Here is a 14,488-nt window from a genome sequence, read left to right as displayed (position 1 = left end):
TCTCGGCAACGCTGTAAGCATGCTTGGCGCGCTTGCCATTCTCATGCTGCATCAATGGCTTTCTTGGTATGGCGTGGCGCTGTGGCTGATTGGAGCAGGGCTCTTATGGATCATAACAGGATTGCTACTGCGGCGCGGCGGAATGCAGGGGTTCGGTTGGCTCCTGCTGGCGATCGCCTATGCGGTAATTCTCTATTCAATGGGGGGAGAACTTACGCTCATTGAGACGCAGTGGTTGTGGCTTCCAGAGAGCTTATTATTCATCTGGCTGGCTTGGGTGATGCACAGAGTTCTTCCTTCAGCTTCAGCAGGGCTGCTGATAGCTTCCCTGATTGCTTGGCATATGCCTGAGGCCGCTTGGCTTGGCAGAATCATCACACTGAAGCTTAATGCTGGTGGCGAGGTTCTGCTATTTATGCTAATGAAGCTTTTTATTACGTTTTACATGGGATATTACTTTAGACAACAGTGGGTGAAATGGATTCGTGAACATCAAACTGTCCAAACGACTACAATGGATTGCGGATTGGGTGCCTGAAGGCAGCAAACTTGCAGATATCGGTTCTGACCATGCGCTGCTGCCATCTTATTTGGCAAAGCAAGGCATTATTTCTTATGGCGTCGCAGGTGAAGTGAATCAAGGTCCGTATGAAGCAGCTAGACGTCAAGTGCTCGGATCTCGCTTGGAGAATATTGTACAGGTCCGGCTTGGTGATGGGCTTGCCGTATTGGAGCCTAATGAGGTGGACTGCATTTCTATCGCTGGAATGGGGGGGAGCCTCATTGTCAGTATATTATCAGCTCAACCTGAGAAGCTTGAGGGGGTCAAGCGACTCATCCTCCAGCCGAATGTGGGTGAGGATACCGTTCGTCGCTGGCTTCGCAAGGAAGGCTGGGCACTGCTTAAGGAGCATATTTTAGAGGAAGACGGCAAAATTTATGAGGTTCTGCTTGCAGAGCGCCAGTTCGAGTCAGCAGAGACACATAACGCTCGTCTGTACGAGTCTCGGCCTTTATTATGTGGGAAGACGCTGTCAGAGGAGTGGCTGCTGCAATTCGGCCCACTGCTGTCGCAAGCTCCTACAGATGTATTCTTTGAGAAATGGAAGCGTGAAGTAGCGAAGCGGGAGCGTGTGCTGCGTACGATGGAACAGGCCGAGAGTGAAGAGGCGAAGCAGCGTCGTGAAGTATTCGTTCAGAACAAAGCGGAACTGGAGGCGATTATTGAATGTTTGCGAAAGGGTCAACAATAATTCAGTGGATGGAGCAGCTTGCGCCTAAGTCATTGGCTGTACCAGATGATCGAATTGGGCTTCAATTAGGTTCGCTAAATAAGGAAGTAGCGAAAGTGCTCATTGCACTCGATGTGAATGAAGAGGTCGTGGAAGAAGCTATCGCTCAGCAAGCGAACCTCATTATCGCGCACCATGCAATCATTTTCCGACCTTTGAAGCATTTACAGACAGATACACCTGCCGGCCGATTATACGAGAAGCTTATCAAGCATGACATCTCGGTATATATCTCACACACGAATTACGATGTGGCAGTAGGGGGCATGAATGATTTGATGGCGGAACGCCTCCAGCTTACGAATGTCCGTGTCCTCGAAACGCTGCAGCAGGAGCAACTGCACAAGCTGGTTGTATTTGTACCGCAGACGCATGCAGATGAAGTCCGTGCTGCAATATTGGATGCCGGGGCTGGGCACATTGGGAACTACAGCCATTGCAGCTTCAATAGTGAAGGCTTCGGCACGTTCAAGCCTGGCGACGACACGAATCCGCATATCGGACAAGCGGGCAAGCTGGAGAATGTACCAGAAGTACGAATTGAGACAATTATTCCGAAGTCGGTTCGCAGCCGCGTGCTGCAAGCGATGTTTAAGGCGCATCCATACGAGGAAGTCGCTTATGATCTCTACCCTGTAGATATTCAAGGAACAGAGTATGGCTTGGGCCGAGTAGGCAAGCTGACGGAATCTGTAACTCTCCGTCAATTGTCAGAGCAGGTGAAGAGCAGCTTCGAGGTATCGAATGTACGCGTGGTCGGCAATCTGGAGCGTTCTGTACGCAAGGTTGCTGTCCTCGGCGGTTCAGGCGCCCGATATATCCATCATGCGATATTCCATGGAGCGGATGTGCTCGTCACGGGAGATGTGGATTACCACACTGCCCACGATGCACTCGCTGCAGGTCTTGCAATAATTGATCCGGGCCATAATGCAGAGAAGATGATGAAGCAGGATGTTGCAGGACGCCTGCAGCAGGTGGCATCTGACAAGGGAGTATCGACGCAATTCGTAGCTTCTTCCACAAATACCGAGCCATTTCAGTTTTTGTAAAAGTTGACGGTTGAGTTTCTTGCGCGAAACTTGTATACTAACGAATGTTGACGGAAAGTTTGACAGACAATCGCTGGTGACTTGGTCACGAGAGGAAAGTCCGGGCTCCATAGGGCAGGGTGCTGGATAATGTCCAGTCAGCGCGAGCTGAAGGATAGTGCCACAGAAATGGACCGCCGATGGCTGCTTCGGCAGCACAGGCAAGGGTGGAACCGTGGTGTAAGAGACCACGAGGAGCGTTGGTGACTTCGTTCCTGGTAAACCCCATCTGGAGCAAGACCTAATGAGATGCATGCCCGCAAGGGCAACCTTAGCCCGAGGTGCGTCTGGGTTGGTCGCTTGAACCGTGCAGCAATGTACGGTCTAGATAGATGATTGTCACTTTGTAGTGGAAGGGTAGCTCCCGTAATACCACGATCAGTACAGAACCCGGCTTACGGCAAACTTTCCGGAGCTACAACACTTATTGTTCGAAGCCTATAAGATAACCCCCGCACACAAGCTGTGCGGGGGTTTTTGGTTTGGGGGACATCATCTACAATGTCCCATCCCACGGCCATAAGTCGTTTACGGCTGGGAAGCGGGGATTATTGAAGATGGCGTAGATGGACGCTTCACATATTGAGCAATCGTGCGCTTGATTTCGCGTGCAATATTTTGCGGAAGCAGCGACAATGATGTTGATCCTTGCTCTGCAAGGCTTAAGGCCTGTGCGACATCGATTTCACCATAGCCATAATACATATCTTTACCCGGTGTTCCTAAGTCGACTACACTCTGCCGCATAATATCGTACACCTCCGTATTCTTTAACGAAGGATTCACGGAGCGAATAAGTGCAGCCAATGCGGATACATGCGGGCAAGCCATTGAAGTGCCTGACAATGCCGCATATTGATTGTTCGGATAAGTACTTGCAATCGACGTGCCGGGCGCCACAACATCTACGTAGTTGCCGTAGTTGGAGAAGGAAGCGCGCTTCTGATTCGCATCCGTAGCGGATACGGCAAATACTTCAGGATAAGCAGCAGGGTATCCAGGACGCCGGGTATTGTCATTGCCCGTTGCAGCGATCAGCACGACATCGCGATCATAGGCATACTTGACTGCATCATGCAGAAATGCGCCATCGACATAGTTGCCTAAGCTCATGTTGATGACCTTGGCTCCATTGTCTGTCGCCCAAATAATTCCTTCCGCAACAGAGTACGATGTACCTGATCCGTTGTTGTCAAGCGCTTTGACTGGAAGAATAGGATTGTACCATGTAATCCCGGCAATGCCTTCACCATTATTGACAGTGGCGCCAATAATGCCGGCTACATGAGTACCATGTCCGACTTCATCTTTTGGAGGCTGGTTTTTATCAAAGACGTTATAACCCTTCAGCAGCTTGCCTTGCAAATCACGATGATTGGAATCGACACCGGTATCGACAACCGCCACAATGACATCTTTGGCCCCTTTGCTCGTCATCCATCCTCGGTTCGTATGGATATTCGGCAAATTCCATTGATAAGCCTTGTACAACGCATCATTTGGCTCCTCAGCAGCATCCCCTTGTGTCGGTTCATTCAATGTCTTGGGGCGAGCTTGAGAAGAAGGAGTCGATGGAACTAGTGAAGGCTTCTCATTTGTCATATATAGAAAATGAGGCTCACTGTATATCGGATTGAATTGTTTGAAATAAGAAGTTAATTGCTTAACACTCATCTTATGAGAACGAAACACATACGTGTAACCGAGCTTGCGCGGGTGTGCGCACCCAGTATCCCGCATCATACGCTGCAATTGAATGGAGTCGGGGTCAGAACGGAAGCGCACGACGATTTCATTCTCATAATAATGGCTTGTGCCGGCGTTATCTTCTCCGTCTTGAACCTTTACATCCCGCATCGAGTTGGAATCGACAGACTTGACACGGTACTTGGATTCAGGCGGGTAAGGTACAAGCCGAAGATTTTTTTGCTGATGCTTGCGTACGGTCTGGATGACATCTTGATTCACGATTGCGACAATCCCCTGCTGCGATTGGGGAGAGGCAATGCCAATGACCATATGGCTTTTCCCATTCACTAACACTTCAGGAGAGGAATATGACTGCTGCTTCGTTACGTTCATGGTAGCAGTCCGAACGTAACTCTCGAGCTGCTTGTTGGCGTCCCAGCGCTCATCCTTCGGTACATTTCCTTTCTCCCAAGCGGTTGAACCACCCTCGACCCATTTCATGTACACGAAGTGGGGATGGGATTTCATAAATTGCTGAACGGTATCCTGCTTCTGGGCATGAGTCTTGGCTCCCCAATTGGCAAGCGCATCTTCCAGATCACGTCTGGAATCAATGGCGAACATCCGGCTTGTGCGTGTAACGTCCTGATTCAGGATTTGTTTTTTCATGCTCTCTTCGTGTGCGGCTGTCGTCATGCCCCTTGGCTCGGGATGGCGATCTGGAGCCCACAATAGCGGAATCGTAAGTATGGCTGCACAGAGAGCAACTATTCCAACCACATATCGTCGCTGCATACAACTTCCTCCTCTAGCGTTCCTTCCTATTTGTCCTGCCTTTTGATATCAAGCGCCTCTCGGCTGCAGATATCGTATCGTGAACAGACCTGTTTATAGGTTGAGAATTGGTACACGAATTTATTCGGGACGCGGCGGAAAATGATACCCATCATGATCGGATTGTGGTAGGATGAAGGGGAAATGAAAATGATTCCAAATCGGATGCCCGAAGAGTTGAAATTCCAAATGGACGAATGGGGTAAGGGGGAGCTTTCATGCCAGCATCCAATGTGAAGCAGCAATGCGAAGTTTCGAAGGACAAACTTAAGGAAGCGATTGATAAGCTTGAGCAATTTTTAAATGAGTATTCGCTAACTGCTCTTGTTCAAGGGAATGAGGAAGACGAGACTGTTAGTTTCTATAAAGGATTCCTGACGGATATTCGGCATTTGCTCGTATTCACGGAGCAGAGCTATGAACGGCTGGGTGTTGCGTTAAGAAGAGCAACCTTTGATACGGCATTTGGCGAGCGCTGCTTGTACGAAGTGTATCATCATTGTGTGAATGCCTTCTTCTACCCGAAGAATGAGTGTTATTCAGAGGATGGTCGATACGCGTATACGGGTCAAGACGCAATTCGTTTCCGGAAGAAGCCTGTTCGAGCAGCGAGGGATATTGTTCTGTCGGTTGTGAAGCTGTTCGAAGATCTCCGCGATGAGCTTGCCTATTATGAGAGTGACTATTTAACGCAGCGTCGTATGCAAGGCTCGAAATAAGGAATTCCAAATATATCAATTACGAAGACGTTCCGTTTATGCCACGGAGCGTCTTTTTCGTTAGATCATGGCAGGAAGAGAGCAGGATATGACATCACGGACTAGGACATGCTGATAACACGGAGGTGATGGATGTGAGTGAAAAACCTGTAGTTCGCTGCAGCGTATCCAACTGTAAATTTTGGGGGGATTTTCGCTGTCAAGCTTCTGAAATTATGATTGATATTGATGCACATGCTAATGTAAAGGCCAATTCAGAGTTCGCGGACGAATCGTTCCGAGGCGATCATAAGGATACAGCCTCTAAGTCCTCTTCAACATGCTGTCAGACGTTTGTGCCCAAATGATCTTGAACGGAAGCTAGGAGTGAGGTGTGATGTCAGGTCACAAAGCACGCAATTCACGCCGTTTGAAGCGGCACCGGGTTAGAAGTCATACCGCGAGAAATCGAGAACAGCAGCAGGATGTAGAATTTGGGCAAGAAGCGGGAACTCTCTCAGACACGCTTCGCATTGCAACACAGCATTCGAAGATCAATCATTGGTCGGGTATTGGCATGCTGGCCGTTATTTTCTCGATTATCGCCTTCTTTCTATTTCCAATTCCGATGGGGATTGGGGCCGCCGCGTTAGGTGTTCTTGCCTACTTGCAGGGAAGTCGTTCATCTGGAATCTTTGCGACCGTTGTTGGGTTATTAGCCGTCCTTGTCCAATTCATAACGATGTCATCATAAGTGAGCATTCAAGCTTGAACCGGTAAGTTGCCCCGGATCAGGCTTTTTCTATATGGGGAGCAAGGGAGCATTAGCTGCATGAAGGATCGATAAGAACATGGGATTAGGGATGGTGCTTTTATGTTGAAACGTGTAAAATAAGTAACATCTTATTTCGTACATGAGATCAACAACGGTGAGGAGCCGATTGCGCCTCGATCCGATTTTGATCTTTTTTGTTGTCATGAGGAGGGAATGTGGTGAGCGCAACTCAGTTGTATTTCGATCATTGTGCATCGACTCCCCCCCATCCGGATGTTATTCGGACGGTTGCGGAGGTGATGGGGCAGGTGTATGCCAACCCTTCATCGATTCATGGTGCTGGGGGGCAAGCAGAGCAGCTTATTCGACGCTCGCGCGAGGTTGTAGCTCGCGCCCTGGAAGTGGAGCCTGAAGATATACTGTTCACATCAGGGGCGACAGAGAGCAATAACATTGCTATATTCGGAATTGCGAAGGCCTATCAAGCTGCAGGCAAGCCAATCCATATGATCGTATCTGAAGTTGAACATGCATCCGTATATAAATGTGTTCAGCAGTTAGAGCAGGAGGGGATTGAGGTTACCTACCTTCCTGTGGATGAGAACGGCCGAGTCCGTCCTGACGAAGTGGAGGCTGCAATTCGGCCTCATACAGTACTCGTTAGTATCATGCACGTCAACAATGAAATGGGTGCTATACAGCCTATTGGAGAAATTGGAGATATGCTGCGCCGCTACCCAAAAGTAACGTTCCATGTGGATGGGGTGCAGGGCCTAGGCAAGGTTCCCGTTCGTCTTGCTGAATGGGGTATAGACCTATATAGTCTCTCGGGACATAAGATTCAAGGGCCACGTGGGGCTGGCGTGCTCGTTAAGCGGAAGCAAGTCGCATTGAAGCCGCTAATGTATGGAGGTTCTCAAGAGGGGGAGCTTCGTCCTGGTACAGAGAATGTCCCCTGCATTGTAGGGCTTGCTAAGGCGGTCAGACTAGCGGTCGAAGGGCAGTCTGAACGCTATGACAAGCTTGTTCGCCTGCGTCAATTCGTACTTGAACATTTGTCACAGATGAAGCCGCTTGTTGTGAACAGTCCTGCTGTTCCATATGGCGCTCCACATATCATCAATGTATCATACCCTGGAATGAAATCAGAGGTTGTGGTTCATGCCCTCGAACAGCGTGGCATTATTGTCTCAACACAATCCGCGTGTTCATCGAAGCTCCATAAGCCCAGCCGTGTGCTGCTGGCGATGACGCATGACTCTCAAGTTGCTGCAAGCGGAATCCGCATCAGTCTGGATGCGAACTGCTCTGAGGATGAGTTGAAGCGGCTTGTACAGAGTTTCAAGCAAATGACAGAACAATTGCAATCTCTTGTGCAGCGATAATATAGGTATTGGAATCGATAGCAAGCGAAAGGCAGGGAAAGAGAAAATCATGGAATACGATATGATTCTTCTTCGTTATGGGGAAATCACAATTAAAGGCAAGAACCGCAGCAAGTTTGAAAAGGCAGCTTACCAGCATGTCAATGCAATGCTTAGTCCTTTTCCTAATGCTAAAGTCATTAAAGAATACGGTCGACTCTATGTTGAGCTGAATGGTGAGCCATTAGACGAAATGATTCAAGTGCTCAAGCATGTGTTCGGTGTGGTGTCCATTAGTCCAGTTAAACGAACTCCTTCTGAGCTAGAGCCGATTATTGAAACGGCCGTCCAATTAATCCGTGAGATGAATCCTGCGGATGGGACAACCTTTAAAGTTTCTGCGAAGCGTGCTTGGAAGGGATTCCCGCATGGCAGCCAGGAGATGAATTACCTTGTTAGTGCGCCTGTGCTGCGCGAGTTTGAGGGGCTTAAGGTCGATGTGCGCAAGCCTGAAATTGATTTGCGCGTTGAGGTTAGAGAAGAATGGACCTATGTGTATAGCGAAGTTGTACAAGGTGCGGGAGGCTTCCCATTGGCATCCAACGGCCGCGGCGTGCTGCTTCTATCTGGGGGGATTGACAGTCCAGTTGCCGGCTATGAAGCATTGCGCAAAGGGCTGCAACTGGATGCGATTCATTTCCACAGCTATCCGTTCACAAGTGAACGGGCGCAGCGGAAGGTACTCGATCTTGCTCAAGTGCTTGCGAACTATGCAGGACGGATGCGTGTGCATATGGTTCCCTTTACAGATATCCAGACTCGCCTTCATCAGAGTGGACATGATAACTTGCTTATTACGCTGATGCGCCGTGCCATGCTGCGCATTGCCACACAAATTGCAGAGCAGCGCAATGCGCTGGCAATCGTAACGGGAGACAGCTTGGGTCAAGTTGCGAGCCAGACGCTTGGCAGCATGAATGTCATCGGCCGTGCGACAGATCTGCCATTGCTTCGTCCGCTTGTTACGGTGGACAAGGATAAGATCATTCGTGAAGCAGAGTATATCGGAACTTACGACTTGTCCATTCTTCCCTATGAAGATTGCTGTACTCTATTCATTCCGAAATCGCCGGCGACGAATCCGAATTTGAATATCGTTGAGCATGCGGAACGTTCTATCCCCGAGCTGGATGATCTCATTAAAGCTGCTGTGGAAAACACGGAAGCGATCCTGCTGAAGGCGGGTGGCTCGCCTGATGATGCAATCGTGTTGTCGGGTAAAGACAAAGACAAGGTAGCGAATGCGAATGAGCCTGCTCAGGTTGTACAGAAAGCAGATGAGTCTGCTGGGCCGGCAGCGCCAGCAACTGGAGATTGGTTCTAAACAATTGGATTGACTTGTTCTACGCATTGGCTAGCGAATAGCGGAATAGCTCGGCCTCCTCTGTCATAGACCTAACTACAGGGGAGGGACGGGCTGTGGAATCGATATGGTTGTTAGTGGAGATTATGCTGATTAACTTGGTGCTTAGTGGAGACAATGCAGTCGTAATTGCCATGACGAGCAGACGCTTGCCTAAGCAACAACAGCAGCAGGCCATCTGGTGGGGCGCCGCAGGCGCGGTTGTACTTCGCATTGTGCTGACTGTAGCGGCATTATGGTTAATCAACATTCCGCTCCTGAAGGCAGCGGGAGGGGTTATGTTGTTCGTTATCGCGGTTCAACTGATTGCTGAACAGGAGCCTGCAGATACCCGGGATAACGAGGCCCACTCCTTATGGGGGGCTATTCGAATTATTCTATTAGCCGATGTGGTCATGAGTCTCGACAATGTGCTGGCGATTGCAGCGGTAGCCAAAGGAAATCTGGCATTTGTTGCAATCGGCATAGCGCTAAGTATTCCTATTATCGTGTGGGGAAGCGGGTTCATCAGCATATGGCTTCAGAAAATGCCGATGCTTCTGTATGCGGGTGCAGGGATACTTGGCTATACCGCGGGCGAGATGATTGCGTCTGATGAACGATTGGCGGTATGGCTGCCCGCCATGTGGAGCAAGCTTCATTACGGATTCCCGTGGATCGCTCTTGCGCTCGTCGTGCTGCTCGGATTTTGGTTTCGGCGCCAGGTACGTTATTAGCTCTTTTTGATCTTCTGCAATAGATAATCGGAACAGATGCTTTGTACCTGCCGAAGTACGCTGATGGCAGGTTTTTTCTATTATGAATAGAGGGCGGTTATGGAAGTCTCAGGAGGGTTTGGTAAGGGTATTGTGTTTTTTTCAAGGAGCAGGTAGTAATTTTACGAACTTTCATATACACTAGAAAAAGTAAAAAACGACGCGAATTGCGTCACATCGTGTCCGAATCAGAAATCTGGACATGGAGGTTGACCTATGCCTAGAAACCAACAAGTGATTGGCATTGCTATATTGGCTGCAGGCTTATTCATTTTGCTTGGGAAAATGGGAGTGTTTGCTTTCATCGGCGGTACGATGTGGCCGCTCCTCATGTTCCTTATCGGTATTGCCTTGTATGTATTTGCACGAATGGCAATCCTGCCGCCTGTAATGATGGTTCCAGCAGGTATGCTGACGATGTATGGCGTCCTGTTCATGCTAAGCCACTGGATCAATTGGAGACTGTTCGGGTATTTATGGCCACTGCTTCTCATTGGGATTGGCGTGGGCCTGTATGGATACTACGCATACGATCCATACCATCCGAGAGGCGCATGGCAAGGCGCGCTGTTGTTCGGTGGGGTCGGTGTATCCATGCTGATCTTGATGCTCGTATTTGCAATTGGTACGTATATGATTGCCGTTGCACTCATACTTGCCGGAGCAGGGCTTGCATTTGGCGGACTCAGAAATCGATTCCGTTAATGGAAGCACTAGCTGGCGAACATGTAAGCGTAAAGTTCTGAAGTGTCCGCTCTAACATGCTTCAGAATGACCTATCGTAGGAATAGATGCCGCCCTCTATGGCGGCTTTATTCGTGGTTAGCTTGATTTGGATTTTTGGTATGATTCCACACCCAGAAAGGAAAGATTTTACGATGCAAGACAGAAGCTTACTTCGCAATATCGCAATTATCGCACACGTTGACCACGGGAAAACGACTTTGGTTGACAAACTGCTTCAACAATCCGGTACATTCCGTGAGCATGAAGCTATTCAAGAACGCGCAATGGACTCCAATGACTTGGAGCGTGAACGCGGAATTACGATCCTGGCTAAAAATACAGCCATTACGTACAAAGATAATCTGATTAACATTGTAGATACACCAGGCCACGCTGACTTCGGCGGCGAGGTAGAACGCATAATGAAAATGGTTGACGGCGTATTGCTCGTCGTGGATGCATTTGAAGGCTGCATGCCGCAAACGAAGTTCGTACTTCGCAAAGCGCTTGAGAGCCAATTGACGCCAATTGTTGTTGTAAACAAAATTGACCGTCCAAATGCTCGTCCAGAAGAGGTCATCGACGAAGTGCTTGAGCTGTTCATCGAGCTTGATGCGAATGATGAGCAATTGGACTTCCCAGTTGTATATGCATCTGCGCTTAACGGTACATCGAGCATGGAATCCGATCCTGCGAAACAGGAAGAGAACATGCAGGCGTTGTATGAGACGATCATCTCCCACATCCCTGCACCAACTGAAAATCCAGAAGAGCCATTGCAATTCCTCGTTACTTTGCTCGATTACAACGAGTATATGGGACGTATTGCGATTGGTCGTGTGAACCGTGGTACGATCCGTCAAGGTCAATCTGTAGCGGTTATTAACCGTGAAGGGAAGACGAAGCAGGCACGCATCGAGAAGTTGTTCGGTTTCCAAGGGTTGAAGCGTGTTGAGCAAGAAGAAGCTGGAGCGGGCGATATCATTGCCATTGCCGGCATTAAGGATATTAACATTGGTGAGACGATTGCAGATCCGGCGAATCCAGAAGCACTTCCGGTTCTTCATATTGATGAGCCTACTCTGCAAATGACGTTCCTCGTGAACAACAGCCCGTTTGCAGGACGTGAAGGTAAATGGGTTACATCACGTAAGCTGCGCGAGCGCTTGATGAAGGAACTGGAGACAGACGTCAGCCTTCGTGTTGAAGAGACCGACAGCCCGGATGCATTTATCGTGTCGGGTCGTGGTGAATTGCATTTGAGTATTTTGATTGAGAACATGCGCCGTGAAGGATACGAGCTGCAAGTTTCGAAACCAGAAGTTATCATCAAAGTTGTGGATGGTAAGAAGACGGAGCCGATTGAGCGCTTGCTTATCGACATTCCAGAAGAAGCTACAGGTCCGGTAATGGAAAGCTTGGGAACGAGAAAAGCAGAAATGGTCAACATGATTAACCATGGCAATGGCCAAGTGCGTTTGGAGTTCTTGATCCCTGCACGTGGTCTTATCGGATACAGCACGTACTTCTTGACGCTGACACGCGGATACGGCATCATGAACCACGCGTTTGACAGCTATGGCCCATATGCTGGCGGTCAAGTTGGCGGACGTCACCAAGGCGTTCTCGTATCGACAGAAACAGGAAATTCAACACTGTACGGCATTATGTCCGTTGAAGATCGCGGTACGTTGTTCGTAAACCCAGGTACTGAAATTTATGAAGGTATGATCGTTGGTGAGCACAACCGCGACAACGATATCGTCGTAAATATTTGTAAAGAGAAGGCGTTGACGAACGTTCGCTCCGCAACCAAAGACGATACTGTCAAGATGAAAACTCCTGTTCTATTCTCTTTGGAACAAGCTTTAGAGTATTTGAATGATGATGAATATTGCGAGATTACACCGTCTTCTGTACGGTTACGCAAAAAAATACTGAACAAAAGCGAGCGTGAACGCGCAGAAAAGACGCGCAAAGTATCCGAATCCCATGTATAATGGGATTTGGACAACTTTGGCAAAGGAGTGAGCGTTTACGATGCAGGAATGGTTGGCTTCCCATCCCTTTGTAAGTTATGCGCTTATTTATCTGTTAATCGTGTATGTGTTCAATAAAGTCTTCCGTGTGCAGAAACTCCCGATATTGAAGGAGGTACTGATCTATTTGCTGATGGGATTGGGCGCGTTTGTTCTGCTCATCTTCCAAATAGACAAGCTGCCAATCATTCAATGTTTGTTTGTCGCGGTCGCTTTGATGTTCATGGTACGCATTCGCTATTTTATGGAAGCTCGCCGCAAGAAGGCGACAGATTCAAAGAACTAATGGATTGTGCGTCATCGTTATCACCATCACCGACACGCAAAGGGGAGAGAAGGCCGGATGATGAAGCTGCAAGTTGCACTATTCAATTGGCTGCAAATTCATATTGTGTCTGAGCAGCGCCCGGATGATGGGGCAGCGAAGGAGACGGTACAATTTTTTGAGACAATCTTGAAGGAGGATCATCAACTGACCTCCTTCGAGGCTTGCTTGGATGGATCGGATGAGCGATATGTCATTACGTATTGGCGGGAAGAAGAAATGAGTACAGAAGTATTCGACCGCGAAGATGCAGAGCGATTATGGCAGGACATCGAAGCGAATCCGAAATACAATGAGTAAGTGAGGTAAGATATGAATTCATCGACACCATTGCCACCTAGAACGAAGCAGAAACGGCGGAAGTCGCCTGAGAGGAAGCCCTCCGAAGGGAAGTCTTCCACGAAGAAGCGAGGGATGCCGAAATGGTTGAAGGTGACCCTTATCACCGCGCTTATCGCAGCTGTTGTCGTTATATTCATTGTCGGATATTTTGCTTGGTATGCGAACAACAAGTTGAACGATATTTCTACAGTTGCTAAACAGGGCGGCGGCAGTTCAACGGTGCAAGATACGCTTTCACCGAACAAGGAGCCTTTTTCCTTCATCTTGCTCGGTATCGACTATCGGCCAGAACTGCCTGGACGTCGTACTGATGTTGTCATGGTCGGCGCAATGCATCCGGAAACACAGGAAGCGGTGCTTGTTTCTTTGCCGCGTGATACGTATTTCGAACTGCCCGGCTATCATCCGGATAAGCTAAATCATTATTATCCGAAGTTCTTCACACTTAAGGAGCAAGGCAAGCTGGACAGCGCTACTCCAGAAGATGAGATGAAACTGATGCTTGGCAAGTATATGGGCATGCCGATCGACTATGCCGCAGTGATTAACTTCCAAGGCTTCTCTGATGTCGTGGATGCAGTCGGCGGCGTCAACGTGAACGTGGATCAGAATATGTGCTATAACGATAATGCGGATGGAACCCATATCAAGCTGAAGACAGGCCAGCAGACGCTCGACGGCAAGAACGCCCTTGACTTCGTTCGCTACCGCAAATCGAACTGCCGTCCAATGACGAAGGGCACGACAGATGCGGATCGCAACGTCCGCCAGAATGCAGTGCTGAAGGAAATCGTCGGCAACATGCAATCGCTTGGCGGACTAACAAAGGTAACAGGCGTTATTGATGCGATGGCTGATAACTTCAAAATTGATATGACACCGGATCAAATTCGCAGTTCCATTTCTACGTACTTAGGAATTAACCGCGATAACATTCACTACATTTCAGTAGATGGGAATTGGGTTAGCCCGTACATCTATCCGGACACGGTGAAGTTGGAAGAGGGCAAGCAGGCGATTAAGGATGTACTTGCCGGCAAATCATTGAAATCAACCTTATCCGGAGAAGGTGGAGCGGACTCGCAGCATGCGAATACAACCCAACCTGGCTCCTAAGTGGATAAGGGTATGCAAT

15 protein-coding genes and 1 other RNA gene are annotated in these 14,488 nt (G+C 48.8%); 15 read left to right on the top strand and 1 reads right to left on the bottom strand.

Annotation, left to right across the window (positions count from 1 at the left end; genetic code table 11):
* The first annotated feature begins 43 nt into the window (after nucleotides 1-43).
* The 4 genes from BP95_RS31700 (at nucleotide 44) to rnpB (ending at nucleotide 2,796) form a co-directional block, all read left to right on the top strand.
* Nucleotides 44-538, top strand: coding sequence for a hypothetical protein (locus tag BP95_RS31700; RefSeq protein ID WP_155987175.1), 495 nt, complete (start codon nucleotides 44-46; stop codon nucleotides 536-538).
* Nucleotides 486-1,253, top strand: coding sequence for a tRNA (adenine(22)-N(1))-methyltransferase (locus tag BP95_RS0102050; protein WP_051250033.1), 768 nt, complete (start codon nucleotides 486-488; stop codon nucleotides 1,251-1,253). The genes BP95_RS31700 and BP95_RS0102050 overlap by 53 nt, the downstream gene beginning before the upstream one ends.
* A complete protein-coding gene (locus BP95_RS0102045) occupies nucleotides 1,229-2,344 on the top strand; it encodes a Nif3-like dinuclear metal center hexameric protein (RefSeq protein WP_021256788.1) in 1,116 nt (371 codons plus the stop codon). The genes BP95_RS0102050 and BP95_RS0102045 overlap by 25 nt, the downstream gene beginning before the upstream one ends.
* Before the next feature lie 54 nt (nucleotides 2,345-2,398).
* An RNA gene (rnpB, locus tag BP95_RS31735) (RNase P RNA component class A) lies at nucleotides 2,399-2,796 on the top strand.
* A 115-nt stretch (nucleotides 2,797-2,911) separates the two neighbouring features.
* On the opposite strand, the gene BP95_RS29370 is transcribed toward rnpB, so the two are convergent.
* Nucleotides 2,912-4,867, bottom strand: a complete 1,956-nt coding sequence (locus tag BP95_RS29370; RefSeq protein WP_051613962.1) for a S8 family peptidase — start codon at nucleotides 4,865-4,867, stop codon at nucleotides 2,912-2,914.
* A 257-nt stretch (nucleotides 4,868-5,124) separates the two neighbouring features.
* Here BP95_RS29370 and BP95_RS0102035 point away from each other — a divergent pair, with 257 nt between their 5' ends.
* From BP95_RS0102035 to BP95_RS0101985, 11 genes are all read left to right on the top strand, one after another.
* Nucleotides 5,125-5,625 (top strand): DUF3907 family protein, encoded by a 501-nt coding sequence (locus BP95_RS0102035; protein WP_028531285.1) that lies wholly within the window; start codon nucleotides 5,125-5,127, stop codon nucleotides 5,623-5,625.
* Between the two features lie 128 nt (nucleotides 5,626-5,753).
* Nucleotides 5,754-5,972: a DUF1540 domain-containing protein gene (locus BP95_RS0102030; RefSeq protein WP_028531284.1), complete on the top strand. Its 219-nt coding sequence runs from the start codon at nucleotides 5,754-5,756 to the stop codon at nucleotides 5,970-5,972.
* A 29-nt stretch (nucleotides 5,973-6,001) separates the two neighbouring features.
* On the top strand, nucleotides 6,002-6,358 hold the full coding sequence (locus tag BP95_RS31695) for a hypothetical protein (protein WP_021256784.1): 357 nt from the start codon (nucleotides 6,002-6,004) through the stop codon (nucleotides 6,356-6,358).
* A gap of 239 nt (nucleotides 6,359-6,597) precedes the next feature.
* Nucleotides 6,598-7,764: a cysteine desulfurase family protein gene (locus BP95_RS0102020; protein ID WP_021256783.1), complete on the top strand. Its 1,167-nt coding sequence runs from the start codon at nucleotides 6,598-6,600 to the stop codon at nucleotides 7,762-7,764.
* 49 nt (nucleotides 7,765-7,813) lie between these two features.
* Nucleotides 7,814-9,127: a tRNA uracil 4-sulfurtransferase ThiI gene (gene thiI, locus BP95_RS0102015; RefSeq protein ID WP_028531283.1), complete on the top strand. Its 1,314-nt coding sequence runs from the start codon at nucleotides 7,814-7,816 to the stop codon at nucleotides 9,125-9,127.
* Between the two features lie 95 nt (nucleotides 9,128-9,222).
* Complete coding sequence (locus BP95_RS0102010) at nucleotides 9,223-9,882, top strand: TerC family protein (protein WP_021256781.1); 660 nt, start codon at nucleotides 9,223-9,225, stop codon at nucleotides 9,880-9,882.
* 255 nt (nucleotides 9,883-10,137) lie between these two features.
* On the top strand, nucleotides 10,138-10,626 hold the full coding sequence (locus BP95_RS0102005; RefSeq protein ID WP_021256780.1) for a LiaF transmembrane domain-containing protein: 489 nt from the start codon (nucleotides 10,138-10,140) through the stop codon (nucleotides 10,624-10,626).
* A 173-nt stretch (nucleotides 10,627-10,799) separates the two neighbouring features.
* Nucleotides 10,800-12,647, top strand: coding sequence for a translational GTPase TypA (typA, locus tag BP95_RS0102000; protein WP_021256779.1), 1,848 nt, complete (start codon nucleotides 10,800-10,802; stop codon nucleotides 12,645-12,647).
* A gap of 40 nt (nucleotides 12,648-12,687) precedes the next feature.
* Complete coding sequence (locus tag BP95_RS0101995) at nucleotides 12,688-12,972, top strand: YlaH-like family protein (protein ID WP_021256778.1); 285 nt, start codon at nucleotides 12,688-12,690, stop codon at nucleotides 12,970-12,972.
* Nucleotides 12,973-13,032: 60 nt separating this feature from the next.
* Nucleotides 13,033-13,311 (top strand): hypothetical protein, encoded by a 279-nt coding sequence (locus tag BP95_RS0101990; RefSeq protein ID WP_028531282.1) that lies wholly within the window; start codon nucleotides 13,033-13,035, stop codon nucleotides 13,309-13,311.
* Between the two features lie 12 nt (nucleotides 13,312-13,323).
* On the top strand, nucleotides 13,324-14,469 hold the full coding sequence (locus BP95_RS0101985) for an LCP family protein (protein ID WP_021256776.1): 1,146 nt from the start codon (nucleotides 13,324-13,326) through the stop codon (nucleotides 14,467-14,469).
* The last annotated feature ends 19 nt before the right edge of the window (nucleotides 14,470-14,488 follow it).

It is taken from the genome of Paenibacillus sp. UNC217MF (genome assembly GCF_000686865.1).
Taxonomy (GTDB): domain Bacteria; phylum Bacillota; class Bacilli; order Paenibacillales; family Paenibacillaceae; genus Paenibacillus_B; species Paenibacillus_B suaedae.
Note: the sequence above shows the minus strand (reverse complement) of the source record. Positions and strands in the feature narration are given on the sequence as shown.

Coding starts and splice junctions, on each gene's coding strand:
- BP95_RS0101995 (WP_021256778.1), top strand. CDS start 12,688: ATGCAGGAATGGTTGGCTTCCCATCCCTTTGTAAGTTATGCGCTTATT.
- BP95_RS0102045 (WP_021256788.1), top strand. CDS start 1,229: ATGTTTGCGAAAGGGTCAACAATAATTCAGTGGATGGAGCAGCTTGCG.
- BP95_RS0102035 (WP_028531285.1), top strand. CDS start 5,125: ATGCCAGCATCCAATGTGAAGCAGCAATGCGAAGTTTCGAAGGACAAA.
- BP95_RS0101985 (WP_021256776.1), top strand. CDS start 13,324: ATGAATTCATCGACACCATTGCCACCTAGAACGAAGCAGAAACGGCGG.
- BP95_RS0101990 (WP_028531282.1), top strand. CDS start 13,033: ATGAAGCTGCAAGTTGCACTATTCAATTGGCTGCAAATTCATATTGTG.
- BP95_RS0102005 (WP_021256780.1), top strand. CDS start 10,138: ATGCCTAGAAACCAACAAGTGATTGGCATTGCTATATTGGCTGCAGGC.
- typA (WP_021256779.1), top strand. CDS start 10,800: ATGCAAGACAGAAGCTTACTTCGCAATATCGCAATTATCGCACACGTT.
- BP95_RS29370 (WP_051613962.1), bottom strand. CDS start 4,867: ATGCAGCGACGATATGTGGTTGGAATAGTTGCTCTCTGTGCAGCCATA.
- BP95_RS31695 (WP_021256784.1), top strand. CDS start 6,002: ATGTCAGGTCACAAAGCACGCAATTCACGCCGTTTGAAGCGGCACCGG.
- BP95_RS0102030 (WP_028531284.1), top strand. CDS start 5,754: ATGGATGTGAGTGAAAAACCTGTAGTTCGCTGCAGCGTATCCAACTGT.
- BP95_RS31700 (WP_155987175.1), top strand. CDS start 44: ATGCTGCATCAATGGCTTTCTTGGTATGGCGTGGCGCTGTGGCTGATT.
- thiI (WP_028531283.1), top strand. CDS start 7,814: ATGGAATACGATATGATTCTTCTTCGTTATGGGGAAATCACAATTAAA.